Consider the following 25,557-nt stretch of genomic DNA (forward strand, 5'->3'; position numbering starts at 1 on the left):
CCGCTTTATCTATGATGGGACAGGCCGACTGATGCGAAAAAATGCCGGATGCCGATATAAAGCCGCATAATTGAGCCGTCTGCGGGCCCCATTGGCGCCTCGCGCTACGGCCCGCGAACGTCCCGCTTATCGACTCATCTAAGATTTCATGGCCAGCGACACCCCTCCCATCGTTCTCACCTTCGGCCTCTCCGATCCGACGGGCGGCGCCGGGCTGCAAGCCGACCTGATGACGCTTGCCAGCATGGGCTGCCACGGCGTGTCCGTGCTGACCGGCTACACGGTGCGCGACTCGGCGAACTGCGACGAAGTGACCGGGCTCGACCCGGAAGTCGTCGCGACCCAGGCGCGGATGCTGCTGGAAGACATGCCCATCGCCGCGTTCAAGGTCGGCGCGGCGACCCGCGCGGAAGTGGTTAGCGCAATCGCCGAAGTGGTCGCCGACTACGACGACATCCCGCTCATCCTCGCCCCCGACTTCGCGCTCGACGACGAACACGTGCTCGCCGCCGACGAACTGCGCGAGGCCATCGCCGACCTGCTCGCGCCGCAGACGACGCTGCTCGTCGCCGACACGACCGCATTGCTCGCGCTCGCGCAACCGGACGGCGACGCCGAAGCGCCAACGCTCGATGCGGCGATCTCGCATCTGCTGTCGCAAGGGTGCGAATACATCCTGTCGACGGAAACGGGCACGCACCGGCTCGTCAACACGCTCTTCAGCGAAGACGGCCAGATACGGCAGGACATGTGGGATCGTGGACAGCACCGCATCATGGGCATTACGGATACGCTCGGCGCCGCCATCGCTGCGTTGCTGGCAAATGGCCAGGAGCCGGCCGAAGCCGTGCGCGAAGCGCAAGAGTATCTGTTCCAGGCGACGCAGGCCGCGTTTCGTCCGGGCATGGGCGCTTACTTGCCGGACCGCTTCTTCTGGGCACGCAGCAGCGATGAAGACGTGCCACTCGCCGGAGGCAAGGAGCCGCCGCCGGGTGAGGCGCGGCACTAACCTGTCAGGTTCAGCCTTCTGCTCGCAACGTGCGGAGGGCGCATTCACATCGCCCCGCTCATATCAGTCCGATGGTCAAGCACGAATTGGCAAATCACGTATTACTTCGGTAATCAAATGTTACAGTGGCGTTAAATCTGATGGATTAGAGTTAACGAACTGTAAGCCGAACTCTCCCCGCCTGTTTTTGTTCACTCGCCCGCACACGGGCGACTCGCATCCGAGCGCCCGTTCGGGCAGTGCCAAAGGCAGGTTGCCCATTCGTTCGGTCAAAAAAAGGAAATAGCCTAATTGGAAAACGTTTGTCCTGGTGACGCTCGCATCGCTGAACCGAGGCCGTCTCACACCTGTGACCGCGGAACGAACGATCGCGCCGCTCGTGGGAACAGCGCGATACCTGCCGAATGCATTCAACATTTTGTGCAACGTGTCAATGGAACGATAACGGAACCCGACCGTGCGCTGAAGTTCGGACACAAGCCAGTCACCGTATGGCTGACGGGCCTGTCGGGCGCCGGCAAATCGACCATCGCGTTTCATCTGGAACGCGAGCTCATGTCGATGGGTCATGCATGCTACGTGCTCGACGGCGACAATGTTCGTCACGGTCTGACGAGCGACCTTGGCTTTTCGAAGGAAGACCGCCGAGAGAATATCCGCCGGGTCGCGCATGTCGCGCAACTGATGAACGACGCTGGCCTGATTGTGATTGCCGCGCTGATTTCGCCGATGCGCGACGACAGGGCGATGGCTCGCGACATCATCGGACGCGAGAGGTTTGTCGAAACTTATTTGTCCGCTTCGGCAAACGATTGTGCGAAGCGCGACCCGAAAGGCCTCTACGCGAAAGCGCACGCGGGAACCCTGAGCTCGTTCACGGGCGTGTCGGCGCCCTACGAAGCGCCAGAAAATCCCGACCTTCTCCTCGAAACAGCCGTGCAAACGGAAGCGTCCAGTGTGTCACGTGTGCTCGATCACCTGCGCGCGCACTTCCTGTTGAAGCGCTAAAACAATCAACATCGCGGCGTCGGACGGCCAGAACGCGGCTTGCCTGCCCGAAGCGCGAACAAAAAACCCGCATCGCTGCGGGGTTTTTGTTTTGGGAAGCACGCCGCGCGGCGCGCTTCCCGCATGTATTTCCGTTGCCGGAAATTACATGTCCATGCCCATGCCGCCCATGCCGCCGGGCATGCCGCCAGGCATCGGAGCCTCTTCCTTCGGCTGTTCGCAGACAGCTGCGTCCGTCGTCAGCAGCAGGCCAGCGACGGAAGCAGCGTTTTGCAGCGCCGTGCGCGTCACCTTCGTCGGATCGACGACACCGGCTTCGACCAGGTCGCCGTACTCGCCCGTTGCTGCGTTGTAGCCGTAGTTGCCCTTGCCAGCCGAAACAGCTGCCACCACGACGCTGGCTTCTTCGCCGCCGTTCGTGACGATCTGGCGCAGCGGCTCTTCCATCGCGCGCAGCACGATCTTGATGCCTGCGTCCTGGTCAGCGTTGTCGCCCTTCACACCGCTGATTGCGCTGCGAGCGCGGATCAGCGCGACGCCGCCGCCAGCCACGATGCCTTCTTCCACAGCTGCGCGCGTTGCGTGCAGTGCGTCTTCGACACGTGCCTTCTTTTCCTTCATTTCGACTTCGGTCGCGGCACCAACCTTGATCACTGCAACGCCGCCAGCCAGCTTGGCCACGCGCTCCTGCAGCTTTTCACGGTCGTAGTCCGACGTCGCTTCTTCGATCTGCGTGCGCACTTGCTTCACGCGCGCTTCGATGCTTGCTGCTTCGCCGGCGCCGTCGATGATCGTCGTGTTTTCCTTGCCCACTTCAATGCGCTTCGCCTGGCCCAGCTCCTGCAGCGTTGCCTTTTCCAGCGACAGGCCGGTTTCTTCAGCGATGACCTGGCCACCCGTCAGGATCGCGATGTCTTCCAGCATTGCCTTGCGACGGTCACCGAAGCCTGGAGCCTTCACAGCGACGGTCTTCAGGATGCCACGGATGTTGTTGACGACCAGCGTAGCGAGCGCTTCGCCTTCGATGTCTTCAGCGATGATCAAGAGCGGACGGCCAGCCTTCGCGACCTGTTCCAGAACCGGCAGCAGATCGCGGATGTTCGAGATCTTCTTGTCGTGCAGCAGCACGAACGGGTTTTCCAGAACGGCGACTTGCTTGTCCGGGTTGTTGATGAAGTACGGCGACAGGTAGCCGCGGTCGAACTGCATGCCTTCGACGACGTCCAGCTCGTCTTGCAGCGACTTGCCGTCTTCGACGGTGATGACGCCTTCCTTGCCGACCTTGTCCATTGCTTCAGCGATGCGATCGCCGATCGACGTGTCGCTGTTCGCCGAGATCGCGCCGACTTGCGCGATTTCCTTGTTCGTCGTGCAGGGCTTGCTGATCTTGCGCAGCTCTTCGATTGCTGCAGCGACGGCCTTGTCGATGCCGCGCTTCAGGTCCATCGGGTTCATGCCCGATGCAACGTACTTCATGCCTTCGCGAACGATCGACTGGGCCAGAACCGTTGCCGTCGTCGTACCGTCACCGGCGTTGTCGCTGGTCTTGGAAGCCACTTCCTTGACCATCTGCGCGCCCATGTTCTGAAGCTTGTCCTTCAGTTCGATTTCCTTGGCGACCGACACACCGTCCTTCGTGACCGTCGGGCCGCCGAAGCTGCGCTCGAGAACAACGTTACGGCCCTTCGGACCCAGCGTGACCTTCACTGCGTTGGCGAGAATGTTCACGCCTTCAACCATCTTGGAACGGGCGGAATCGCCGAACACGACGTCTTTAGCTGCCATCTTCTAACTCCTTGAATTCTTGAGAATGAACCGGAACAAGTGCTTACTTGTTGACAACGGCCATGATGTCTTCTTCGCGCATCACCAGCAGTTCGTTACCGTCGACCTTGACGGTCTGGCCTGCGTACTTGCCGAACAGGACGCGGTCGCCGACCTTCACGTCGAGCGCGATCGGGTTGCCCTTGTCGTCACGCTTACCCGGGCCGATGGCCAGCACTTCGCCTTGATCCGGCTTCTCTGCTGCTGCGTCGGGGATCACAATGCCCGATGCGGTCTTGGTTTCCTGATCCAGACGCTTGACGATCACGCGATCATGCAAAGGACGAAGGTTCATGGATATATCCTCTCTTGGATTGGGACTGAAGTACGCTGAGGAAAGCCAGCTGGCTGAGCCAGCCGGCGAAGTTGTTAGCACTCTCGTGCAGTGAGTGCTAATTATATGGACGGGGAATTACATTTTCAAGAAGGGGCGTGGGATCAGTTTTCGAGGTGTCTAACTCTGAACCTTGTTCACTTAAGTTCGAACTTCGAGTGTGCCGCTCAAGGCGAAAATATCTCGCAAATACAATAACTTACGATCGTGAACCGTCCCCATCCGACGCAGCAGCCTTAACGTCCCGCCCGTCGTATTTCTGTGCGATGACGCAGCCCGCACAACATCAGTAAAAACCCTTGCCCCCGGACCCGCAAGAGGCTTAGCCAACACTGAGCCCCGCCGTGAGAAGCAATCATCGGACATGGCATGCGCCAGTGTCGAATCCCGACACCTGCTGACGAATGCCGTCCAGTACGGCACGGGGCCCGTCAGCGTGGACGCATAGGGCCAAGGTGATGTGCTCACGTTGGACGTCTCGAACCCGGGCGCGCTGATTCCGGCCGCGGCGCTGCCCACGCTGTTTGATCCGCTGAGCCGGGCCGTCGTCCGCGGACGGCGGCTGAACGGGCGGCATGGGCCCCCGGCCTCTATATCTGCCGGTGCACCGCGCGGCGCATGGGGCCGCCCATCAAGTCGAGTCGTCAGACCGGGCCACGCCGCTCACGCTTCAGTTGACCCCGCTCGTGCTGGGCGTCAACGCCGTCATCCGGCTCATGAACGCGCTGCGTGCCTTGTGCCGCTGGCGCACGCGCGCCTCCTGACGCAGCCGGCCCTTGGCTCCGACAATCGTTTGCAGTTCATCAGGCAGTTTTCCGGTGGCCTTGCCTCTCCTATCGCCTTACCTTAAAGTAAGGAGTATTGGAGACACTATCATGACAGCAGCAACTATCACTTCGAAGGGCCAGGTCACGATCCCCGTGGACGTGCGCAATCAGCTTGGCTTGCAGTCCGGCGATCGGATCGAATTCAGCTTCAATGAGGCGACGGGACGGTATGAAGTTTATCCGGCCACGCGCTCGCTCACGTCGCTCAAGGGCATCGTGAAGAAGCCCGCTAAACCGGTGTCGGTCGAAGACATGAACCAAGCCGTCGCGGAACAGGGAGCATCCGCGCGATGATCGGACTGGATACGAACGTCCTGGTCCGCTACTTCGCCCAGGACGATGCCGTGCAATCGAAGAAGGCGACGGCGCTGATGGAGTCCCTGTCGGCCGAGCGGCCGGGGTACGTTTCTCAGGTTGCGCTGGTCGAGGTGGTATGGGTGCTCGGGCGCTGCTATGGCGTCGAGCGCGAGCAGATGAAGGACATCATCGATTCGATGATCGGCACCAAGGAGCTGCTCGTTGAAGGTGCTGACACGGTGCGAAAGGCGCTTCGCGTCTTCTCAGCATCTGCGAAGGCTAATTTTGCGGATTGTCTGATCGATCGGGCGGGGCACGTCGCCGGATGCGAGTACACGGCCACTTTCGACGTGACGGCTTCGAAGGTCGCAGGGATGCGCTTGATTAAGTGACCGCGCACGCGTTGATACAGGAAACATCATGACGGGAAGTATCGCCGCGCGCCGCGAATCGTTTTGGAGACGACTTCACGGCCGGGCAGGAGGGCTCTACGTCGTTCTCGCGATCGTGAATATCGTCGTGGCCCATGCAGGGCCGTTTCACATGTGGCTCCAGGTAAAAACGTTCGGACCACACTTGACTCGTCGCGATCGTCGGTCTGCTCACGCTACTGACGGACCTCTGGCGCACCGAGCAGTGGCCCGTTCCTGAGGGCAACTTAGTCGAACCTGAAAAATTCCAAGGGCCTTGTGCAGCAAGGGTTTGAAGCGGAAAGTTGTTGATGCATTTGCAGGAACCTGGCAGATTATGGGTTGTTTCCTGCAAATTCTGTCGAGGTCTGGATGGGTCCGAAGACAGCAGTGAGCGAAGGCGATTTGTTCCGGCATCCTCTGCGCGAGCAGATCAACCTGAAGCATCCACTGGTGCGTCTGGCCGATCTGATTAACTGGGATGGATTGAATGCGTCGATGAGCGCGAGCTTCGTCTCACGCAAGGGTCGGCCGGCCACGTCACCGAGGCTGATTGCAGGCCTGTTGTATCTCCAGCATGCGTTCGATCTGTCGGACGAGGAAGTGGTCTGGCAGTGGGTGGAGAACCCGTATTGGCAGGTCTTCACCGGCGAAACGTTTTTACAGACCGAACCGCCGATCGATCCGTCGAGCCTGACGCGCTGGCGCAAGCGCCTGGGTGAAGCCGGAGTTGAAGAGTTGCTGGCCGAGACGATCGAAGCGGCGAAGCGCGCGGGCGTGATCAAGGCCTCGAGCGCGAAACGCGTAATTGTCGACACGACGGTCATGCAAAAGGCAATCGCCCATCCAACCGATTCGCGCCTGCTCGAGCGGTGTCGCGAACATCTGGTGAAGGCTGCGGCACGACACGGATTGAAGCTGCGGCAGAACTACAATCGCGAGGCGCCACACCTGGCACATCAGATTGGCCGCTACGCTCACGCGAAGCAGTACAAGCGTATGAGGAAGGCATTGCGTACGCTACGCTCGCGCGTTGGACGCGTGATGCGCGATGTGGAGCGACAGGTCGACCAGGTAGCGGACTCAAACCGCGCGGCCCTGCAGGAGCTGATTGACCGCACGAAGCGGATTCTGTCGCAGAAGGCGAAGGACAAAAACAAGCTCTACGCCCTACATGCACCAGAGGTTGAATGTCTGGCGAAGGGCAAGGTGCGCACACCCTACGAGTTCGGCGTGAAGGTGTCGATCACCACGACCCACAAGGAAGGACTAGTGGTTGGTATGCGCTCGATGCCAGGCAATCCATACGATGGGCACACGCTGGCTGAAGCGCTTGAGCAGGCGGCAATCCTGTGCGACGCCACGCCGGAGGTCGCCATCGTCGACCGTGGCTACAAGGGTGTCGCCGTCGATGGTGTGAAGATCTACCACCCGGGCCTGCGGCGGGGCATCACGCGAGGATTACGCGCGATGATCAGACGGCGCAGCGCAATCGAGCCAGCCATTGGTCACATGAAGACAGATGGAAAACTCGACCGCAACTGGCTCAAAGGTGCGCTCGGCGACGCGATGCACGCGGTGCTGTGCGGCGCAGGCCACAATCTTCGGATGATCCTCCGGAAGCTGCGGCTTCTTTGTGCCTTCATTCTGGCTGCCTTGCTCAACCGCCGGGTTGCTGGGCTTCAATCACCGTAACACCGGCGGTCGGCAAAACGAATTGTTCAGGACGGACAACTTAGTCACACCGGAAGATCGTCGCCTACCGTCTATTCGCTCTCCCTCTTGCGGATGGTTCAAACTTAAGCGAACCGCCGGTTCAAAGTTGACTGAGCATCGCGCCCTGGACGCCCTTTCGTCCGCACTCCAGCCGTTCAAAACTCAGTGAATCTCGACATCAGAATCGAAGCGTCGGGGCGCGCTCGACTGGCGCATTGTTCGTTCAGATCCGAGCTCGCCGAGCCTGGAAGATGCCTGGCATTCCCTGAAAACACACACGAAAACAAGGGCTTGCATCAGACAGCGAGAATTGCAGCGGACACCCGGTCCAGACAGAACTACCCCGCCCGAAGTGACGAGACGTCCGACTTGGTGGAATCCCGTACTCGCGTCAGAGCAGGCCGCAGGGCCTCAAGATACTCGGCTCACTATGCTCTTTTCCCGCCCTCAGTCGCCGGGCAACGGAAACATCCCGTCGCGACAGATCCTAATCTGACGACACAACGGGATGCACAGACACGGCCGCGACTTTCTCGCGCGTCAGGACGCGGCGTATATGCGTTCTCATCGGGGCGACGACCTTTTCCTGAAAGGCAATCGCCGCACAGGCGAACAACACCAGAAAGATGGGGTAAAAGGAAAATCGCAACGGTATTCCACCCGCGATATGAGCGCACAGATGTAGGCGATCAAGGCAGGAGAGAATCGGGAATGGCAGGTCCAGGATCTTTTCTGCCTTTGCGTACAGATCGAACAATGGACTTTGCAACGCAAAGATCGACAGGGATGCGTTTCCCAGCCGTCGTACAAATTCGCGCGACTGCGCCGACGCATCCCGCAGCAGGCATGCAAACACGATCACGACGATGATCTGAGTGGGCAGCATTGCGCCGTTATGAAGCAGAACCCGTATCGAATGCGAGCCGTTCGCATACACGTAACTCGCAATGCAGAAAATGACTGTCAGAAAAAACAGCAAACAGTGCCAATGGCGCGCGACAGCATCGGTGATCTCATCGCTTTTTTTGACGAACACGCCATATGCGAGTATCCCCGCCAGAAATTCCGGAAGACGGAGTAGCGCGTTGGTATGAAGAATTCCCATTGCACCGATGCCATACCATTTCTCCAGAACCGCGACCAGCGCAACGACAAGATTGACCGCGCACACCGAGAACAGCATTGTCGTTTTATTTGACATCCTCATCAGTCGCGGCGCGAATACGGGAAATACCAGGTAGAAGAACATCAAGGTTGAAATCGACCATGCGGGGATGTTGTACGACAGATAAAACGGATTCCACGCCTGCAACAGAAGAAGCTGCATGATCAGATTCAAAACGGCTTCGTCCGCACCTCTTGTCTGCGGCGCTATCGTTTGCAAAAGCGTATCGTTCGGATGAGAACTCAAAAACGTCAGCGCAACCGTCAATAGCATGGTGAAAATATGTATGGGGTAAAGACTGCTGAATCGCTTGATGAAAAAACGAGACGCTGAAACCTTGAACCCTCGCCGCGGCTCCGCGCCGATATAAATGTGCGAAAGAATAAATCCGGATAAAACGAAAAACGTACTCGTTGCATAGCCGCCGAATCCGAAAACGTCATATAAACGCATCGACCCGTATTCCTTGTACGACGGCAATGTATGAAACAGAACCAGATAGAACGCGAGCAAAGCTCGTAGTGCATCCAGCCCGGGAAACGTCCTGTTCAATTTCTTCTCCCCTTGCGGGTCAATATATTTCCTTTTTTGATTGAAATCATCTTTCCTTCACACCACATGCTTGCATCTTTCTGAACGAAACATTTCTGATTGAAAGTTTCATTCAATACGAGCACGCTAATATTCTTTGGATGCTGAACGCTGAGTCTGTACGTTTTCGCACCTTCTTTTCCGCGCCTTGAAAACGCTTGCGAAGCATTTCCAAATGCGTCGTTAAGCGTAATGAAATATGATTCAGGCCGATTGCAAGTGGGCTAAGTGAGGATCGCTAATTTCCTTCATCGCGGGTCGTCGATGAAGTCGATGAGCGCGGTCCCGGTCCGTCAACCTCTCGTCCAGGGACAGACCCCTGGGCTTGCCATTCAGCCTTTCCTCACTCAATTGCCGTGTTGCTCAAGCGCGCAATCGCGCCCGAAGCCCCTCGTCCGCCACTACACTGAGCGATATTGGCGGCGCTGCACGCCGCGCCGGATTGGCCGCCGCGTAGCCGCACATCTTCGGGCCATCGATATGCAATCGTCCAGCATGAAGGACAGAGTGCTTGCCCGCCTCGCGCGGATCGCGCCGGGCATCGTCGCCTTCGTCCACTATCGCCGCGAAGATTTGCGCCATGATGTCGTCGCGGGCGTGTGCGTGGCCTCCGTCGCGCTGCCTGTCGGTGTCGCCTATGCGGAGCTGGCCGGATTCAACCCGGCCGTCGGCCTGTATTCGTGCATGTGGCCGCTCGTCGCGTATGCGCTCTTCGGCACCTCGCGCCAGTTGATCGTCGGCCCGGATGCGGCGACCTGCGCGCTCATCGCCGCGTCGATCGCGCCGCTCGCGGCCGTCGGCTCTCCCGAATACATGTCGATGTCGATCACGGTCGCGTTCCTCGCGGGTGTGTTTTGCATTGCCGCGAGCTTCGTCGGCCTCGGTGCATGCGCCGACTTTCTGTCGCGGCCGATTCTCACCGGCTTCATGAACGGCATCGCGATATCGATTGCACTCGGACAGGCCGGCAAGCTGCTCGGATTCAAGATCGCGTCGACGGGCGTCGTCGGTCCGCTGATAGAAATCGCGACGAAGATCGGGCAAACACATCTGCCGACGCTGTCCGTCGGACTATGCGCCTTCGCATTGCTCCTGCTATTGCCGAAGTTCGCGCCACGCGTGCCCGCTGCGCTCGCCACGCTCGCCGCGGCCGCGTGCGTGACGGCGCTTCTCGCGCTCGACACGCACGGTGTGCGCACGATCGGCGCCGTGCCTGCGGGCCTGCCTTCGTTCGTCGCGCCGCACTTCTCTTTCGACACTCTCGACACGCTCGCCGTCGATGCCGCCGGCATCGCGCTGATTTCCTTCTGCAGCGCGACGCTGACGGCACGCAGCTTCGCCGCGAAAAACGGCTATGACATCGAGGACGACCGCGAACTGTCGGCGATCGGCGCAGCGAACATCGCGTCGGCGCTCTCGCACGGCTTCGCGATCAGCGGCGCCGACTCGCGCACCGCGATGAACGACATGGCGGGAGGACGCACGCAACTGGCATCGATTGTCGCCGCGGCCGCCATCGCGTTCGTGCTGATCTTTCTCACCGGGCCGCTGCGGTTCGTGCCGACGGCGGCGCTCGGCGCAGTGCTCGTGATGGCGGCCATATCGCTCGTCGACATCACCACGGTCAAAGCGCTCTGGCACGAAGCGCGCGGCGAGTTCGCCATCTGCATCGTCGCGACGGTGGGCGTCGTTGCGCTCGGCTCGCTCAAAGGAATCATGCTTGCTGTCGCGCTCGCGCTGTTCCGCTTCATCCGCCTCGTGGCCCGCCCATCCTACGAAGTGCTCGGCCGCGTTGACGGGATGAAGGGCTTTCACAGCACCGCGCGTCATCCCGATGCGCGCTGCACGCCCGGACTGTGCCTGTTCCGTTTCAATTCGCCGATCGTCTTTTTCAACGCGCGATACTTCAAACGGACGGCGCTCGACGTGGTCGCCGAAACCATGCCGAAGCCGCAATGGTTCGTGCTGGACGCACTGGCCGTGACGGGCGTCGATGTCACCGGGCGGCACGCGATCGAAGAGCTGCGGGAAGAGCTCGATCAGCGCGGCGTGTCGCTCGTGCTCGCGGGACGCCGCACGCAACGGCTCGACTGGCTTCACAAGCACGGCATGGACGACGTGACGGCCGCGCAGTTCCACTTTCCGACGCTGCGGGCCGCTGTGCGATCGTTTCATGCCGCGCAGCGCCGTGATGCGCCATTGTCCGCTTCGACGCCGCGCGAGACGCAGGCGCAAGCACAGCAACAGCAACAGTGACAGGGACAAGCAGACCTGCCCGCGCAGAATCCGCTTGACGGGCATATGTCGCCTCCGACGCAAGGCGGACAAGAGACCGCGTAGCGCAGCGCCTGTCGATGCACGCTGCCGCGTCGTACCCGATCGACCAGAAGGCCCGCATCGACACCCGTGCGAAGTGCGAAGCGCGACCCCGCACCGTGCGACAACGTACATTGCGTTCGCCGGGATCGATCTAGAGTAAAACCCCGGGCTCGAGAGTTGACGTCGGATCCAGATTGACTGTGTCGCTGGGCCTTAACCAAAGATCGCATCGAGTGGAGAAGCGCGATATGGCCCGCGACCGTCACGTGAGCGAACCTCAGTTTGCCGGCGTAAAAGCCGCTGTGTTCGGCTTTTTCCTTTGCTTCTTCCTGTTGATATCGAGTGGAAGGATAGGCAGCTACGACGCTGGCCAGCAACTTTCGGCCGCCACGCTGGCCGTGACCCAGCATACGCTCAGCACGTCGAACCCACCGGATTCCGTTTTCTGGAGCCATGCGCTGAATGGCCTCTACTACGAGCCGCATGACCTCGGCGCCGTGCTATTGATGCTGCCCGCCGCCTGGATCGGATCGCAACTGGATCACCGGCCCGTCGACAGCCAGTTTCCGAATCCGCCCTTGCCTGCAAAAGTGGGCGTCTCGTTGACCTATGCGGTCGTTTGCGCAATCGGCTGCTTCTTTCTGTTCTTGCTCTTCGCGCAGCGCTACGCGGTATCGCAAGCGTTCCTGATCGTGTTCACGTTTGCGGCTGGCACCTACTATCTGGCGTATGCAAAGGTCGCCTGGGACGTTGCGCCTTGCGCAGCTGCAATGTGCACATTGCTCTACTACACGCAGCGCATGTTGCTTCCGGATGCGCGCCTTGGTACGTTTGCAGCAGCTGGATTCTGGCTGGCCGTCGTTTGCACCTTCCGCTACTCGATGGCTCCCGCGTTCGTCGTCGCACTCGTGTTTTTGTGGTGGCGCACGCGAGCATCGCTGCGCCCTTACCTGCTGCTGGCATCCGTATTCGTGCTCGGCATGCTTCCGATGTTCGTGTACAACGCCGCGCGTACGGGATCGTTCTGCCGCCCGGCGAACACATCCGCATTCGAATTGAGCCACGGCAATGCGATGGACGGCAACATCGTCCATGGCTTTATCGGCCTGATATTCAGCAGCAATCGCGGCCTTTTCTTTTTCTCGCCGATCCTGCTGCTCGTTCTGCTGCTGCCGTGGATCTGGCGCAGCCTGCAAGCGAGGCATCGACACCTCATCGAAGCGATGTCGCTCGGCACCTTCCTTTATATGCTGGTCGTCTCGAAGCTCAACCATTGGGGCGCGTTCGGCTGGGGGCCGAGATATCTTCTGCCGTGCCTGCCGATTATTTTTCTGGTCGTCGGTCCGTGCCTGGTTGAAGTCGTGAAGAAATCGCGACTTGCCGCGGGCATTGCGATTACAGCAGCCGTGCTTTTCAATGTTGCGCCCGCGACGACGAACTGGCACGTCATCATTGCGGAATACCCCGGCGCCGAAGTGATGGACGCCTCGACGCCGTATGCGCTCGAAGGAATCTGGGAAGGATTCTGGCGCGGAGTCAACGACAAGCCACTCATTTTCGCCAACTCGGATGTGCAGTTTGCGAAGTCCGACGATGGCCGGCGCTTTCCGGATTTCTGGACCGCAAGGCTGATCGAGCGCTCGCCCGCGGGACGCGTCGCCGGCTGGCTGATCATCGCCGCGTTGCTTGGCGGCATGGCGGCAGCGCTCCGACGAATCGTTCGACGTGCTCCGGACGGTGGATCGTTCGACGGCCTCGACGGAATACAGCCTGAACGCACGAACGGGTTGTTGTCCTGAAGGCGAGCGGGCCAACAAAAAAGTCCTGCAACGAAAATCGCCAGCGCACGACACGCTGGCGATCATCGGCAACTCAAACCACCACGGACATCATCAAGCTCCGCTATCCGCGCTCACGCCCGCGCGAATCGGCTCGACGACAGCATGGCTCTCCTTCGGCAGCGCCCATTCGAGCCAGCGTACGCGATGCAGCACCACGAGGCCGAACGCAATCGCCGCGAGCACGCCGAACGTCGCAAAGCCCATCTGATAGCTGCCCGTGCTTTCCTTCGCAATGCCCATGATGACGGGCAGATAGAAGCCGCCGATACCGCCCGCCGCGCCGATGATGCCCGACATCAAGCCCGTCTTGCCCTTCCAGCGCTGCGGCACGAGCTGGAACGTCGCGCCGTTGCCGAGACCGAAGCACACATACGTCGCGATCAGCAGCACGATACCCGCCGACAGCGGCGGCATCCACGCGGCGAACAGGAAGTCGCACAACGAGATCGCCGCAAGCAAAATCACGAGCGCGCGCACGCCGGAGATGCGATCCGCGACGAGCCCGCCGACAGGCCGCACGAGCGCGCCGATGCACGCGAGCAGCGACATGAAGAGACCTGCTTCGAGACGCGGCATCTGATAGAGCGAGATGAGCAGCGTCGTCACATACGACGACATGCCGACAAAGCCGCCGAACGTGATGCTATAGACAAGCATCACGATCCACGTATCGCCCTCGACAAGCACGCTCCGATAATGCTTCGGCAGCACCGCGATCGCGAGCAGCGCGCCGAGCACGGGCAACAGCAGCACGCCCGTCTTGCCTGCGCCGAACACGCCCGAGTGCACGGCGACGACTAGCGCGACGAGACCCGCAAGCGTCACGACGAAGCTGCGCAGCGCCTGCGAGCCGCTGCCCGTCTTCGGCCCGAGATCCCTGGCCCAGAAGAACAGCGCGACAGCGGCAAGGCCCAGCAGCGGCAGCGCGGCGCCTGCGGCCTTCGCCCAGCTGAAGTGATCGGCAAGCGCGGGGAACATGAAGCCGTCGAGCACCGCGCCGATGTTGCCTGCCGCCGCGAGGCCCAGCACAAGGCCTTGCACCTTCGGCGGATAGTTGCTGCCCGCCATCGGCAATGCGACCGCGAAGCTCGCGCCGCCGACGCCGAGAAACACGCCGAGAATCAGCAGCAGCGTGTATGACGGCACGCCGGGCATCAGCAGCAGCACGATCGAAGGAATCGCCGACAGCGCGACACCCATCAGCGCGACGCGTCTGCCGTCGCAAGCCTGATAGAGATTGCCGAGCGTCACGCGCAGGATCGCCGCGCCGAGCACGGGCACCGCGACGAGAAAGCCCAGTTCGGCGGGCGACATCGCGATGTCCTTGTGAATGAACGGCGCGAGGGGCCCGAACATGACCCACACGGTGAAGCCGGTATCGAAGTACAGGAAGCACGCGAGCAGCGCGCGCCAGTTACCGCTTGCAAGCGAATTCAGCAGGTTTTTCATCGGTCTCTCTCATTTGAACGAAAGCAGGGCGGGTGCGTGGTCGTGTAAAGAACAAAAGGTCAGGCGCGTTCGGCGATCCGACTGCGCGCGGCAATGGGTGAAACGTTTCGCGGCGCATCGCGCGACAAGTCGAGTCGCGGCGAAGCGTCGTCGCTATCGCTTTCGACGACGCTGTAGATCAGCGCGTCCATCTCCTTGATGATGTCGGCGAGCACGGTCGTGATGACGGCAAACTCGCGGCCATACGAGCCCGCGCGCGCCGCCGAAATGCGCGCATTCAACGCGACGATGTTCGCCTGCATCGAAATGCTCGATAGCTGCTCCGCGATGGCCGCCTGACGGCGCTGCGCCGCGGCTTCGATGCCGCGCATCTCGTGCTGGTACGCGAGCGTGATCTCCTGCAGCAGTTCGAGCAGCGGCGTCGCCTGCGCGACGAGGGCTTCGACATGCGCTTGCGTCGCATCGTCGCGCGCCTCCACGTGCGCGGCCGTTTGCTCCGACAGCGCGATGAAGCGTCCCACGCGCTCGTCCGCCTTGCGCGTGCCGTAGTAGAGCTGACGCAGCGCATCCGAGAACACGCCCGGCAGATGGTCGTTGCCGTTCACGAGCACCGCGTGCGTCGTCGCGAACGTCGCGAGGCAATCGCGCGCGACGGCGAGCGCGGCCATGTCGCCATGCGACGCGAGCAACACGTGCAGCACGATGCGTTGCGAAAGCATCCGCTGACGGCCCGACAGATTGATCAGTTCACCGATCGTCTGCCCCGATACCTCGATGCGTTGCGTGCTGGTGTGCTCGTTCATCGTGCCGATTGTTTCAAATGAGCGCGTCGGATGCGCGTGTCAAATAAGCGCGTTTCGTTTGCGCAAGAAAAAAGCGTCCCGAACCGCACGCGTGTGCCGTCGACCGATGCGATCGAACGATCCTCGCGTTGCGTTTCGGGACGCCGTTGCCCCTGTGGTCCGCCCGCCATGCGAGCGTCCGCGAAAATTCAGAAATCCTTGAAGCCGCCGTTGGCCCCGCGGCGGATAACGCAATAGGTATGCCATCGGCCTATTTCAGGCCGTCGCCTCGATGTCGAAACGGGTTTCAAAAAGCGCTGGCGAAGCGTGCGAGCATCGCCCAATCGCTTGCGAGACAAGGCTTGCGCGCTTTCTTTTATTTTTTTGACGCGTCGCATGTCGGGCCCGTTTCCATTCATGTACGACAAAAGAAAAGCGCCCTTTGCAGGGCGCCTGCACGCGCCTCGACGAAGCGCGCGGATGCTGTGCCGTGGTGCAGCGCACCACAGCCGTGCGCGATGCGCTATCGCCGTTCGGACCCCGAGATCACGTCGATCCACACGGCCAGCACGAGAATGCCGCCCTTGACGATCATCTGCCAGTACGAGTCGACGTCGAGCATCGACATGCCGTTGTCGAGGCTCGCCATCACGAGCGCGCCGATCAGCGCGCCGTAGACGGTGCCGGAGCCGCCGCGCATCGACGTGCCGCCGATGAAGCACGCCGCGATCGCATCGAGCTCGCCCATCGATCCCGCCGAAGGCGACCCCGCCGCGAGACGCGCCGTGTTGATGAGCCCGCCGAACGCGCACATCAGGCCCATCAGCGCGAAGATCGCGAGCTTCACGCGGTTCGTGTTGACGCCGGACAACCGCGTCGCTTCGAGATTCGAGCCGACGGCATAGATGCGCCGGCCGAACACCGTTTGCGTCGCGATGTACGTGAAGACGCCGAGCAGCGCGAGCAGCAACAGCACGGGCACGGGAATGCCGCCGTAGCGGTTGAGCGTCGCGACGAACGCGAGCAGGATCAGCCCCGCCGCGACGATCTTCACGCCGTCCTGCCACAGCGGCACGACGCTCAGGTTGTAGTGCTGGCGCTTCTGCCGCTGCCGCACCGTCAACGCGGCGAGCAGCACGAACAGCACGACGGCGAGCGTGTCGCCCGCGATACGCGGCAGATAGCCCTGCCCGATGAATACGAAGTTGTCGGAGACGGGCGCGATCGTCGATCCGCCCGTGATGCCGAGCAGCACGCCGCGATACGCGAGCATGCCGCCCAGTCCGACGATGAACGACGGCACGCGCAGATACGTCGACCACCAGCCGTTGAACAACCCGACGGCGGTGCCGAGCACCATCACGACGGGCAGGGTCGCCGCGAGCGGCCAGTGATACGTGACGTCGAGAATCGCCCCGACGCCGCCCAGCAGACCGAGCAGCGAACCGACGGACAGATCGATCTCACCCGAGATGATGACGAACACCATCCCGCACGCGAGCATCCCCGTAATCGACATCTGCCGCAGCAGATTCGACAGATTGCGCGGCGTGACGAATGCGCCGTCGGTGAGAACTGAAAAGAAAATCCAGATGACGGCGACGGCCAGCAGCAGCGCGAGCAGCTTGTAACGCGCGAACAGCAGCTTGATGCGCTGCCCCGACGCGAGCGACGCGCCGTGTTTTGCGTGGCTATCGGTGGAAGTGAGATCAGGAGTCATGCGACGCTCGCCAGTTGAGTGGGGTCGTTGCCTTGGGTGTCGTTGCTGCCGGCGCCAATGGCGGCCGTGAGAATGTGTTCCTGCGTGAGGCCGTCGTTGGCGAAATCGCCGCGCAGCTCGCCCTCGCCGATCACGAGCACGCGATCGCTGACGCCGAGCACTTCCGGCAATTCCGACGACACCATGATGATCGACACGCCGCGCTTCGCGAGCGCGAACATCAGCTTGTAGATTTCGTACTTCGCGCCGACATCGACGCCGCGTGTCGGCTCGTCGAGAATCAGCACGGACGGATCGGTGAGCAGCATGCGCGTGAGCACCGCTTTCTGCTGGTTGCCGCCAGAAAGACTCGCAATCGACAGCATCGGATGCGCGGCGCGCACCGACAGCCGCTTCATCTCCGTGTTGATCGTGTCGAGTTCCGACGCCGTGTCGATGCGCCCGCACTTCGCAAAACGTTGCAGCACCGCGAGCGTGATGTTGTGGCCCACGCCCAGTTGCGGCACGATGCCATGACGCTTGCGGTCCTCGGGCACCATCGCGATGCCGGCCGCGATCGCATCGGCGGGCGTGCGAATCTTGAGGCGCTTGCCGTTCATCCACACATCGGCTTCGCTGATGCCCGTATACGCGCCGAAAATCGCCTGCATCAGTTCCGTGCGGCCCGCGCCGACCAGTCCCGCGACGCCGAGTATTTCGCCGTTGCGCAACGAGAACGACACGTTGTCGACGCGCTTGCGATTCGTGTTCGTCACGTCGTAGCACGTGACATTGCGCGCTTCGAATATCACGTCGCCGATATCGTGCGGCTCACGTGGAAAGAGATTCGTGATCTCGCGCCCCACCATCATCGCGATGATGCGATCGGTGTCGAGCTGCTTCATCGGCTGCGTGCCGACATGCTTGCCGTCGCGTATCACGGTGATCGTGTCGCACACGGCTTCCACTTCGTCGAGCTTGTGCGAGATGTACACGCATGCGACGCCGCGCTTCTTCAGGTCGCCCACGATGTCGAGCAGAATCTTCGTTTCCGCTGCCGTCAGCGAAGAAGAAGGCTCGTCGAGAATCAGCAGCCTTGCCTGCTTGTTGAGCGCCTTGGCGATTTCGATCAGCTGCTGATGCCCGCCGCCGTAGTTCATCACCGGCTGCGCGACGTTGATGCCTGTGATGTTCAGTTCGCGCAGGAGCGAGTCGGCGCGCTGATACATCGCCGCGTAATTCATGCGGCCGCCGGGCAGCGTGATTTCGTTGCCGAGAAAAATGTTCTCGGCCACCGACAACTGCGGCACCAGCATCAGTTCCTGGTGAATGATGACGATGCCCGCGCGTTCGGTATCGCGGATGTTCTGCGCGACGAGCGGCTTGCCGTCCCAGACGATTTCGCCCGACCATTCGCCGTGCGGATAGACGCCGGACAGAATCTTCATCAGCGTCGATTTGCCTGCGCCGTTTTCGCCGCACAGTCCGACGCATTCGCCGGGCGCGACGACGAGATCGATGCCGTCGAGCGCCTTCACTCCGGCAAACGACTTGGCGATGCCGCGCATCTCCAGTAGCGCTTGTGCCATGCGTAATGTCCTGGATGGATGAAAGATGCGCGAGCGCTTTCCCGCGTTCGGATACGGGAAAGCGCCGCGCCCGCTATCAGTTGCCAGCCAGTTGCGCCTGCGTATAGAAGCCGTCCTTGATCACGACATCGACATTGCTCTTCGTGAGCAGCGTCGGTTGCAGCAGAACCGTGTCGACCTGCTTCTTGCCGTTGTCGTACTTCGCGTTGAACGCGGGCTTCTCGCCCTTCGCCAGATCGACGGCGAGCTTGGCAGCTTCGCCTGCGATCAGCTTCAGCGGCTTGTAGACGGTCATCGTCTGCGTGCCGGCGATCACACGCTTGACGGCGGCGAGGTCGGCATCCTGGCCCGACACGGGCACCTTGCCCGCCATCTTCTGCGCGGCGAGCGCCTGAATCGCGCCGCCTGCCGTGCCGTCGTTCGAAGCGACGATCGCATCGATCTTGTTGTTGTTCGCGGTCAGCGCATCTTCCGTGATGCGCAGCGCCGTCGCCGCGCTCCATTCCTGCACCCACTGCTGGCCGACGATCTTCACGTCGCCGCGATCGATCGCGGGCTTGAGCACTTTCATCTGCCCTTCGCGCAGCATCTTCGCGTTGTTGTCGGTCGGCGCGCCGCCGAGCAGGAAGTAGTTGCCCTTCGGCTGCGCGCTAAAGACGCCCTGCGCCTGCAGTTCGCCCACCTTCTCGTTGTCGAATGAGATATAGGCATCGACGTCTGCATCGAGAATCAGGCGGTCATACGAGACGACCTTGATGCCTGCCTTGTGCGCTTCGGCAACAACATTGCCGAGCGTCTTCGAGTTGAACGGCACGATCACGATCACGTCGACGCCGCGTGAAATCAGGTTCTCGATCTGCGAGATCTGTCGCGCTTCGCTCGCGTCAGCGGATTGCACGGAGACTTTCGCGCCGAGTTTCGTTGCAGCGGCGACGAAATAGTCGCGATCGCGCGACCAGCGCTCGACGCGCAGATCGTCGATGCAGAAGCCGATCTCGGGCTTGTCCTTGCTCGCATGCGCGAGCGGCGCCACCATCGTCAGGCCGGCGGCCATCGCCGCGCAAACGAGAGAACTCAATACGGAACGACGCATTGCAGATTTCATGTCTCACTCCATTTAGGGTTGCGTGCGGTATCGAATGCGAGAACTCGAAAACGCCGTCTTAACCTCAAGGGCGCGCCGCGAATACCTGTTCGCGAGCGTCTGTTGTTGTCGAAAGCCGTGCCCCATTTTTATTCGCACGACAGGGTGTGCCGTGCGCGCCGGCGGAGCAATTGCGAAATCTGCCGGCGCTGCTAACAATTTTTCGTGCGACTTTGAAGGCCTGGTTTGAAGGCCTGGTTTGAAGGCCTGGTTTGAAGGCCTGGTTGAAAGGCCTGTTCGGAGTGGCTATTTGGCGTGCGAGTAAATCGCCTGATTGACGATGTTCTCCAGATGCTCCTGCTGTCCGCTGACATGGCGCGGCGCGATGTTCCGCTGCACGGCATCGCTTGCGAGCGACTCGAGCGTATAGCCGCCTGCGAGCACCTTGCGTCCGAACTCGCTGTCCCAGCCCGCGTAGCGCTGCTGCCTGAATGCGCCGAGGCGGTCGTTTTCGACGAGATGCGCGGCGCGCTCCAGCGCGATGGCGATCACATCGATTGCGCCGATATGGCCATGCAGCAGGTCTTCGGGATCGACGCTCTGGCGCCGCACTTTCGCGTCGAAGTTCATGCCGCCCGTCGTAAAGCCGCCATTGCGCAGGATCTCGTAGAACGCGAGCGTGAGTTCTTCAACACTATTTGGGAACTGGTCGGTATCCCAACCGTTTTGCGGATCGCCGCGATTCGCATCGACGCTGCCGAAGATTCCGAGCGCAAATGCATTGGCGATTTCATGGTGGAACGAATGGCCCGCGAGCGTCGCGTGATTCGCTTCGATGTTCACGCGGATTTCATTCTGCAAATCGAATTGCTTCAGAAAGCCGTGAACCGTAGCGACGTCATAGTCGTATTGATGCTTGGTCGGCTCTTGCGGTTTCGGCTCGATCAGCAGCGCGCCCTTGAAGCCGAGCTTGTGCTTGTGCTCGACGACCATGCTCATGAAGCGGCCCAGTTGCTCGCGCTCGCGCTTGAGATCGGTGTTGAGCAGCGTGTCGTATCCTTCGCGGCCGCCCCACAGCACATAGTTCGCCCCGCCAAGCCGATGCGTCGCTTCGAGCGCGTGAAAGACCTGCGTGGCGGCAAACGCGAACACATCCGGATTCGGATTCGTCGCCGCGCCCGCCGCATAGCGCCGATTCGAAAAGAGATTCGCCGTGCCCCACAACAGCCTGACGCCCGTCTCCTGCTGCTTGCGCGCGAGCACGTCCGTCATCGCCTTGAAGTTGTTCACATACGTGTTGATGCTGTCGCCTTCGGGCGCCACGTCGGTGTCATGAAACGTGTAGAACGGCGTGCCCAGCTTCGAAAACAGCTCGAATGCATGGTCGGCTTTCATATGCGCTTTTTCGAGCGCGTCACCCGGACGATGCCACGGACGCTCGAACGTTCCCGCTCCGAAGATATCCGTGCCGGGCCACACGAACGTATGCCAGTAGCAGACGGCAAGGCGCAGATGATCTTCCATGCGCTTGCCAAGCACCAGCTTGTCCTTGTCGTAATGGCGGTATGCGAACGGGTTGTCCGTCTGCGGGCCTTCGTAGCGCACAGCGGGCAAATGTTCGAAGTAAGACATGCGCGTCTCCTTGGGTATCGGCTCGACGTTGCATCGGGCCGTGCATGATGTGACGCCATGCTGACGCTTGCCGCTTTGCGCGGCAATTGCGAAATTCGCCAGCACGCTTGGTGATTCTTGCTGGCGCTTAAAATCCATTGGCGGGCAAGGGGAAGTGACGCCTAGAATAAGCAGAACACTTAAATGTCTGCGGCGCGCACCGTTAAGGCAGCCGCAAACATAAAAACGCAAATCCGGAGACAACGTGACGATCAACGTCACAAGCTCACCGCGCCGCACCATGCGCCAGGAAACCCGATGACACGACGGCACGCCGCTCAACGCACGCACCGGATCGCATTGCTATTCAATGCGAACAAGGTGTACGACCGCGAGATCATCACGGGGATCGGCAATTACCTGCTGTCGACGCGCGTCGCGTGGGACCTGTTCCTCGAAGAAGATTTCCGCGCGCGGCTGAATGGGATCGAGTGCTTCGAAGGCGATGGCTTTATCGCGGACTTCGACGATCCCGCCGTCTGCGACGCATTGGCGAATTCGCGTTTACCCGTCGTCGCGGTGGGCGGATCGTATGAGGACGCGTCGAAGTATCCGCCTAACCTGCCGTACATCGCGACCGACAACATGCAGCTGGTGTCGCTCGCATACAAACATTTGATCGGCGCGGGGCTGCAACGCTTCGCGCTCTACAGCCTGCCCGAATCGCCAACGAACCGGTGGGCCCAGGAACGCGAACTGGCTTTCGATGCGCTGCTGAAGGCGGATGGACTCGAAGGCGACGTGCATCGCGGACTGCCGACGAGCGCGCCCGTCTGGCACCACGCCAGCGTGCAACTGACGGAGTGGCTGCAAAGCCTGCCGAAGCCCGTCGGCATCATCGCCGTGACGGATGCGCGCGCGCGTCAGGTGTTGCAGGCGTGTCTGATCAGCGGCATTCCCGTGCCCGAGCAGGTGGCGATCATCGGCATCGACAACGATCCGCTGACGCGCTCGCTCACGCGCATTCCGTTGTCGTCGGTGATCCAGGGCACGGAGGAAATGGGCCGCACGGCCGCGCACCTGCTGCATCAGATGCTCGGCGGCGCGCGTTTTGCCGGACGCCGCATTCTCGTGCCGCCCGTCGGCATCAACGTGTGCGAATCGACGAAGCATGAGCCGCTCGCAAGCCCGTACGTGATGCGCGCGCGTCACTACATCCGCCAGTACGCGTGCCAGGGCATCAAGACGGAACAGGTGGCCGACTATGTGGGTGTGTCACGTTCTTCGCTCGAAGACTACTTCCGGCGCGAACTCGGCTGCACCGTGCATCAGGAGATCCTCAAGCACAAACTCGATGTCGCGAAACAATTGCTCGCGCAGCATGACATGTCGAGCGCTGAAGTCGCGATACGCTGTGGCTTCACTTCGTTGCAGTACATGTACGCCGTGTTTCGCCGCGAACTCGATTGCACGCCGCGCGAGTATCAGGAGCGCCTGCAGGCCGCGCAGCAGGCGCCATCAGCGTCATGGTCGCAAATGCCTTAATCTGGTCTCACAAAGTGGTTCTACCTTCGCCTCACCTTCGGGTCTCAACGATCGACATGAATTTCGCCGACATGCAAAGCACCGATACCTCCACTTCATCCAGCGTGCAGATCGAGCGCTGGGGCACGTTGCCCGGGCTCGGCGACATTCGTCTGTTCACGCTGCGCAACGCGCACGGGATGCGCGCGACGATCAGCGATTTTGGCGCGACGCTCGTCTCATGGCATGCGCCCGACCGTGCGGGGCGCGTCGCCGATGTGCTGCTCGGCCACGACACGCCCGCCGACTATCTGGCGAGCCGCTGGTTTTTCGGTTCGACGATCGGCCGCTGGGCGAACCGCATTGCGCACGCGCGCTTTACGCTCGACGGCGTCACGTATCAACTGGACCGCAACGAAGGGGACAATCTGCTGCACGGCGGCGCAAGCGGCTTTCACAAGGCGCTGTGGACTGCGCGCGAAGTGGATGGCGCGCTCGTGCTCTCGCATGAATCGCCGGAAGGCGATGCGGGCTTTCCGGGCGCCGTGACGGCCACGGTCCGCTACGCACTCGACGGCGACGGCGCGCTGACCATCGACTACGATGCGACAGCCAATGCGCCCACGCCCATCAGCCTCACGAATCACGGGTACTTCAATCTGTCCGGCGATGCGCTCGCCGATGCTTCCGACATTCGCGGCCACGTGATCTCGATCGATGCGGACGCATTCTTCGCCATCGACGAAGCGATGATCCCGATCGAACGAAAGGACGTCGCGGGCAGCGTGTTCGACTTTCGCGCGGGCGCGCCCATCGGTGCGCGGCTCGACTGGCCCGATGCGCAGCTTGCGCGCGCGGGGGGCTTCGATCATTGCTACGTGCTGCGCGACGATGCAGCCGCATTGCGCAAGGCCGCCGTGCTCTACGATCCCGTGAGCGGCCGCGAACTCACCGTATCGACGAACGCGCAGGGCATGCAGTTCTACACGGGCAATTTTCTCGCCGGCGTGAAGGGCCGCAACGGCAGGACGTACTACAAGCACGCGGCGTTGTGCCTCGAAACAGGGGCGTTTCCGAACCAGATCAATATGCCGGATGCGCAAGCCGTCGTGCTGCGGCCCGGCGCGCACTACCGGCACACTACCGTCTACCGGCTCGGTGTGCGTTGAGCGCTGAAGCCATCACACACGGCTTGCCGTACTCTGTCGAAACATAGACGGTGTTGTAAATCGCGCCCGGCGATTGCGGCATTCTTTACGCCGTGAAATCATAGATACCCTTAGACGGTCGCTGATTCGATCGAAAATCCGTTCGCACATCTGATCGTTGAATCTGATCGTCACGCCAGCCCACTGCAGCGCCCCATTCATGGGCAACGCGGCCAGCCAACCATGCCATCGCGTCCTCGCGCCGATGGCTCATCCGTATCGAAGCGCCAAGCCCGTCGCAATCGTCTCAGACTGCGGCGCGATTTCGTTCGTGCAGCGATTCAGATCCGTTGCGACCGCACGCTGTCTTGCCCCTTGGGGCAACCCTTGCGCAGCCATTTGATGAACGTGACGCGGCGCGAGCCGGAAGGCGGCATACCGTTGCCCTGGCTCTTGCAGGAATTCAAGGTGCAAGGCAAGCCCGGTCGCATGCAGAAGGGAACCGTCGCATCCCGTCGCGTGGGCCGATCGCAAGGCCATCCAGCCGGAGCGCTGGCAGGTGCCGTTCGCGACGCCGAACGTGTTTTCGCCATTGCCGCGCGTGGCGGGATCGATGACGATGGGTTTGGGTGTATTCACAGGGTATTGGCGCTGCGCCTGACGGTCACGTAGTCATTGCCGACCCAGTATTCCGCCGACGTGTTCTCCCTTCCTCCCCATGAATGGGCCATGAATGGGGAGGATTGTCGGCTTTCTTGGGGGAAGCGGATGAGTCGTACTTGACACTGGCATGTATATATACAGTATCGGCATGTCCAGCACACTCACATCCGGTGTTCGATTCAGGCTCTACCCAGCAGGCGAGGTAGCGAGCGTGCTTCGTCAATGGATTGGGTGCCAGCGCTTCATCTATAGCAGCAAGGTGATGAGGACCGCCTTTTTGCAGCCCAGAGACGGCTTGAGATGGCCGGCGGCAAGACCGATGTGGGCAACGCCGCTGGACCAGCAGTACGCGCAATTCAAGACGGGCAATCACCCCGTCACCGCACGCGACGCGACTTCAACAGCGTGTTGATCACGCGCGAGCTCTTCCGTTTCGTTCAAGGTGCGTCGGATCAGATGCTCATCGAACTGGGCACGGACAGAAATCCCATCGGGCAGGTACCGTTCATTGCGCATCGTTCCTACGGCCTGCCGAAGCAGATCGTGATCCGGGAGGAAGCGGGCCAGTGGTACGTGAGCTTCTGCTACGAGCATAAGAGCGACATCATCCTGCGTGAGCCACGCAGAACTCGCATACGAACTGAACCGGCTTGAGAATGCGGAGCTG

General features: G+C 61.2%; 21 protein-coding genes. 12 read left to right on the forward strand and 9 right to left on the reverse strand.

Translation table 11 applies throughout. The annotated features are described in order from the left end of the window. Positions 1-148 precede the first annotated feature (148 nt). Together GCT13_RS28035 and cysC are read left to right on the forward strand one after the other, a co-directional pair. A complete protein-coding gene (locus tag GCT13_RS28035; protein ID WP_152763596.1) occupies positions 149-1,009 on the forward strand; it encodes a hydroxymethylpyrimidine/phosphomethylpyrimidine kinase in 861 nt (286 codons plus the stop codon). Between the two features lie 420 nt (positions 1,010-1,429). After that, positions 1,430-2,017: an adenylyl-sulfate kinase gene (gene cysC / locus GCT13_RS28040; RefSeq protein ID WP_407670865.1), complete on the forward strand. Its 588-nt coding sequence runs from the start codon at positions 1,430-1,432 to the stop codon at positions 2,015-2,017. 144 nt (positions 2,018-2,161) lie between these two features. Here cysC and groL read toward each other — a convergent pair whose 3' ends face one another. Next, complete coding sequence (gene groL, locus GCT13_RS28045) at positions 2,162-3,802, reverse strand: chaperonin GroEL (RefSeq protein WP_152763600.1); 1,641 nt, start codon at positions 3,800-3,802, stop codon at positions 2,162-2,164. 43 nt (positions 3,803-3,845) lie between these two features. Then, positions 3,846-4,136: a co-chaperone GroES gene (gene groES / locus GCT13_RS28050; protein ID WP_087738853.1), complete on the reverse strand. Its 291-nt coding sequence runs from the start codon at positions 4,134-4,136 to the stop codon at positions 3,846-3,848. 914 nt (positions 4,137-5,050) lie between these two features. Here groES and GCT13_RS28055 point away from each other — a divergent pair. From GCT13_RS28055 to GCT13_RS28065, 3 genes are all read left to right on the forward strand, one after another. Continuing rightward, on the forward strand, positions 5,051-5,296 hold the full coding sequence (locus tag GCT13_RS28055) for an AbrB/MazE/SpoVT family DNA-binding domain-containing protein (RefSeq protein ID WP_152763602.1): 246 nt from the start codon (positions 5,051-5,053) through the stop codon (positions 5,294-5,296). Beyond that, positions 5,293-5,691, forward strand: coding sequence for a PIN domain-containing protein (locus tag GCT13_RS28060; RefSeq protein WP_152763604.1), 399 nt, complete (start codon positions 5,293-5,295; stop codon positions 5,689-5,691). Before GCT13_RS28055 ends, GCT13_RS28060 begins: the two co-directional genes overlap by 4 nt. Positions 5,692-6,081: 390 nt before the next feature. Continuing rightward, positions 6,082-7,404 carry an IS5 family transposase gene (locus tag GCT13_RS28065; protein WP_152763607.1) on the forward strand — a complete coding sequence of 441 codons (1,323 nt, stop codon included), beginning with the start codon at positions 6,082-6,084 and terminating at the stop codon, positions 7,402-7,404. A 508-nt stretch (positions 7,405-7,912) separates the two neighbouring features. Here the strand turns inward: GCT13_RS28065 and GCT13_RS28070 are convergent. Then, positions 7,913-9,142 (reverse strand): acyltransferase family protein, encoded by a 1,230-nt coding sequence (locus GCT13_RS28070; RefSeq protein ID WP_152763609.1) that lies wholly within the window; start codon positions 9,140-9,142, stop codon positions 7,913-7,915. A 534-nt stretch (positions 9,143-9,676) separates the two neighbouring features. Between GCT13_RS28070 and GCT13_RS28075 the strand changes: the two genes are divergently transcribed. Together GCT13_RS28075 and GCT13_RS28080 are read left to right on the forward strand one after the other, a co-directional pair. Continuing rightward, positions 9,677-11,437: a SulP family inorganic anion transporter gene (locus GCT13_RS28075; protein ID WP_152763611.1), complete on the forward strand. Its 1,761-nt coding sequence runs from the start codon at positions 9,677-9,679 to the stop codon at positions 11,435-11,437. Between the two features lie 311 nt (positions 11,438-11,748). Next, on the forward strand, positions 11,749-13,299 hold the full coding sequence (locus GCT13_RS28080; protein WP_152763613.1) for a hypothetical protein: 1,551 nt from the start codon (positions 11,749-11,751) through the stop codon (positions 13,297-13,299). Positions 13,300-13,392: 93 nt separating this feature from the next. On the opposite strand, the gene GCT13_RS28085 is transcribed toward GCT13_RS28080, so the two are convergent. From GCT13_RS28085 to xylA, 6 genes are all read right to left on the reverse strand, one after another. Then, the gene (locus GCT13_RS28085) at positions 13,393-14,790 is read right to left on the reverse strand and encodes an MFS transporter (RefSeq protein ID WP_152763615.1); all 1,398 of its coding nucleotides are present in this window, start codon (positions 14,788-14,790) and stop codon (positions 13,393-13,395) included. Between the two features lie 59 nt (positions 14,791-14,849). Then, positions 14,850-15,593 (reverse strand): type IV pili methyl-accepting chemotaxis transducer N-terminal domain-containing protein, encoded by a 744-nt coding sequence (locus GCT13_RS28090; protein ID WP_152763617.1) that lies wholly within the window; start codon positions 15,591-15,593, stop codon positions 14,850-14,852. Positions 15,594-16,095: 502 nt separating this feature from the next. After that, positions 16,096-17,292 carry a sugar ABC transporter permease gene (locus tag GCT13_RS28095; RefSeq protein ID WP_152763619.1) on the reverse strand — a complete coding sequence of 399 codons (1,197 nt, stop codon included), beginning with the start codon at positions 17,290-17,292 and terminating at the stop codon, positions 16,096-16,098. Further along, positions 17,289-18,860: a D-xylose ABC transporter ATP-binding protein gene (xylG, locus tag GCT13_RS28100; RefSeq protein ID WP_152763621.1), complete on the reverse strand. Its 1,572-nt coding sequence runs from the start codon at positions 18,858-18,860 to the stop codon at positions 17,289-17,291. Before xylG ends, GCT13_RS28095 begins: the two co-directional genes overlap by 4 nt. Positions 18,861-18,936: 76 nt before the next feature. After that, positions 18,937-19,965, reverse strand: coding sequence for a D-xylose ABC transporter substrate-binding protein (gene xylF, locus GCT13_RS28105; RefSeq protein ID WP_152763623.1), 1,029 nt, complete (start codon positions 19,963-19,965; stop codon positions 18,937-18,939). A gap of 285 nt (positions 19,966-20,250) precedes the next feature. After that, a complete protein-coding gene (gene xylA, locus GCT13_RS28110; protein ID WP_152763625.1) occupies positions 20,251-21,576 on the reverse strand; it encodes a xylose isomerase in 1,326 nt (441 codons plus the stop codon). Positions 21,577-21,873: 297 nt separating this feature from the next. Here xylA and GCT13_RS28115 point away from each other — a divergent pair, with 297 nt between their 5' ends. From GCT13_RS28115 to GCT13_RS28135, 5 genes are all read left to right on the forward strand, one after another. Then, positions 21,874-23,100, forward strand: a complete 1,227-nt coding sequence (locus GCT13_RS28115) for a XylR family transcriptional regulator (protein WP_152763627.1) — start codon at positions 21,874-21,876, stop codon at positions 23,098-23,100. A 56-nt stretch (positions 23,101-23,156) separates the two neighbouring features. Beyond that, positions 23,157-24,248, forward strand: coding sequence for an aldose epimerase family protein (locus GCT13_RS28120; RefSeq protein WP_152763630.1), 1,092 nt, complete (start codon positions 23,157-23,159; stop codon positions 24,246-24,248). Positions 24,249-24,629: 381 nt separating this feature from the next. Then, the gene (locus GCT13_RS51320) at positions 24,630-24,899 is read left to right on the forward strand and encodes a hypothetical protein (protein ID WP_407670867.1); all 270 of its coding nucleotides are present in this window, start codon (positions 24,630-24,632) and stop codon (positions 24,897-24,899) included. Positions 24,900-25,038: 139 nt separating this feature from the next. Next, positions 25,039-25,302: a helix-turn-helix domain-containing protein gene (locus GCT13_RS51325; protein ID WP_193727773.1), complete on the forward strand. Its 264-nt coding sequence runs from the start codon at positions 25,039-25,041 to the stop codon at positions 25,300-25,302. Beyond that, the gene (locus GCT13_RS28135) at positions 25,191-25,544 is read left to right on the forward strand and encodes a hypothetical protein (RefSeq protein ID WP_193727776.1); all 354 of its coding nucleotides are present in this window, start codon (positions 25,191-25,193) and stop codon (positions 25,542-25,544) included. Before GCT13_RS51325 ends, GCT13_RS28135 begins: the two co-directional genes overlap by 112 nt. Positions 25,545-25,557 lie beyond the last annotated feature (13 nt).

It is taken from the genome of Paraburkholderia franconis (assembly GCF_009362735.1).
In the GTDB taxonomy this organism is placed as follows: Bacteria; Pseudomonadota; Gammaproteobacteria; order Burkholderiales; family Burkholderiaceae; genus Paraburkholderia; species Paraburkholderia franconis.

Coding starts and splice junctions, on each gene's coding strand:
- groES (WP_087738853.1), bottom strand. CDS start 4,136: ATGAACCTTCGTCCTTTGCATGATCGCGTGATCGTCAAGCGTCTGGAT.
- xylG (WP_152763621.1), bottom strand. CDS start 18,860: ATGGCACAAGCGCTACTGGAGATGCGCGGCATCGCCAAGTCGTTTGCC.
- GCT13_RS28095 (WP_152763619.1), bottom strand. CDS start 17,292: ATGACTCCTGATCTCACTTCCACCGATAGCCACGCAAAACACGGCGCG.
- GCT13_RS28120 (WP_152763630.1), top strand. CDS start 23,157: ATGAATTTCGCCGACATGCAAAGCACCGATACCTCCACTTCATCCAGC.
- xylF (WP_152763623.1), bottom strand. CDS start 19,965: ATGAAATCTGCAATGCGTCGTTCCGTATTGAGTTCTCTCGTTTGCGCG.
- GCT13_RS28055 (WP_152763602.1), top strand. CDS start 5,051: ATGACAGCAGCAACTATCACTTCGAAGGGCCAGGTCACGATCCCCGTG.
- GCT13_RS28065 (WP_152763607.1), top strand. CDS start 6,082: ATGGGTCCGAAGACAGCAGTGAGCGAAGGCGATTTGTTCCGGCATCCT.
- GCT13_RS28085 (WP_152763615.1), bottom strand. CDS start 14,790: ATGAAAAACCTGCTGAATTCGCTTGCAAGCGGTAACTGGCGCGCGCTG.
- GCT13_RS28080 (WP_152763613.1), top strand. CDS start 11,749: ATGGCCCGCGACCGTCACGTGAGCGAACCTCAGTTTGCCGGCGTAAAA.
- GCT13_RS51325 (WP_193727773.1), top strand. CDS start 25,039: ATGTCCAGCACACTCACATCCGGTGTTCGATTCAGGCTCTACCCAGCA.
- groL (WP_152763600.1), bottom strand. CDS start 3,802: ATGGCAGCTAAAGACGTCGTGTTCGGCGATTCCGCCCGTTCCAAGATG.
- GCT13_RS28075 (WP_152763611.1), top strand. CDS start 9,677: ATGAAGGACAGAGTGCTTGCCCGCCTCGCGCGGATCGCGCCGGGCATC.
- GCT13_RS28060 (WP_152763604.1), top strand. CDS start 5,293: ATGATCGGACTGGATACGAACGTCCTGGTCCGCTACTTCGCCCAGGAC.
- GCT13_RS28090 (WP_152763617.1), bottom strand. CDS start 15,593: ATGAACGAGCACACCAGCACGCAACGCATCGAGGTATCGGGGCAGACG.
- GCT13_RS51320 (WP_407670867.1), top strand. CDS start 24,630: ATGAACGTGACGCGGCGCGAGCCGGAAGGCGGCATACCGTTGCCCTGG.
- GCT13_RS28115 (WP_152763627.1), top strand. CDS start 21,874: ATGACACGACGGCACGCCGCTCAACGCACGCACCGGATCGCATTGCTA.
- xylA (WP_152763625.1), bottom strand. CDS start 21,576: ATGTCTTACTTCGAACATTTGCCCGCTGTGCGCTACGAAGGCCCGCAG.
- GCT13_RS28135 (WP_193727776.1), top strand. CDS start 25,191: ATGGCCGGCGGCAAGACCGATGTGGGCAACGCCGCTGGACCAGCAGTA.
- GCT13_RS28035 (WP_152763596.1), top strand. CDS start 149: ATGGCCAGCGACACCCCTCCCATCGTTCTCACCTTCGGCCTCTCCGAT.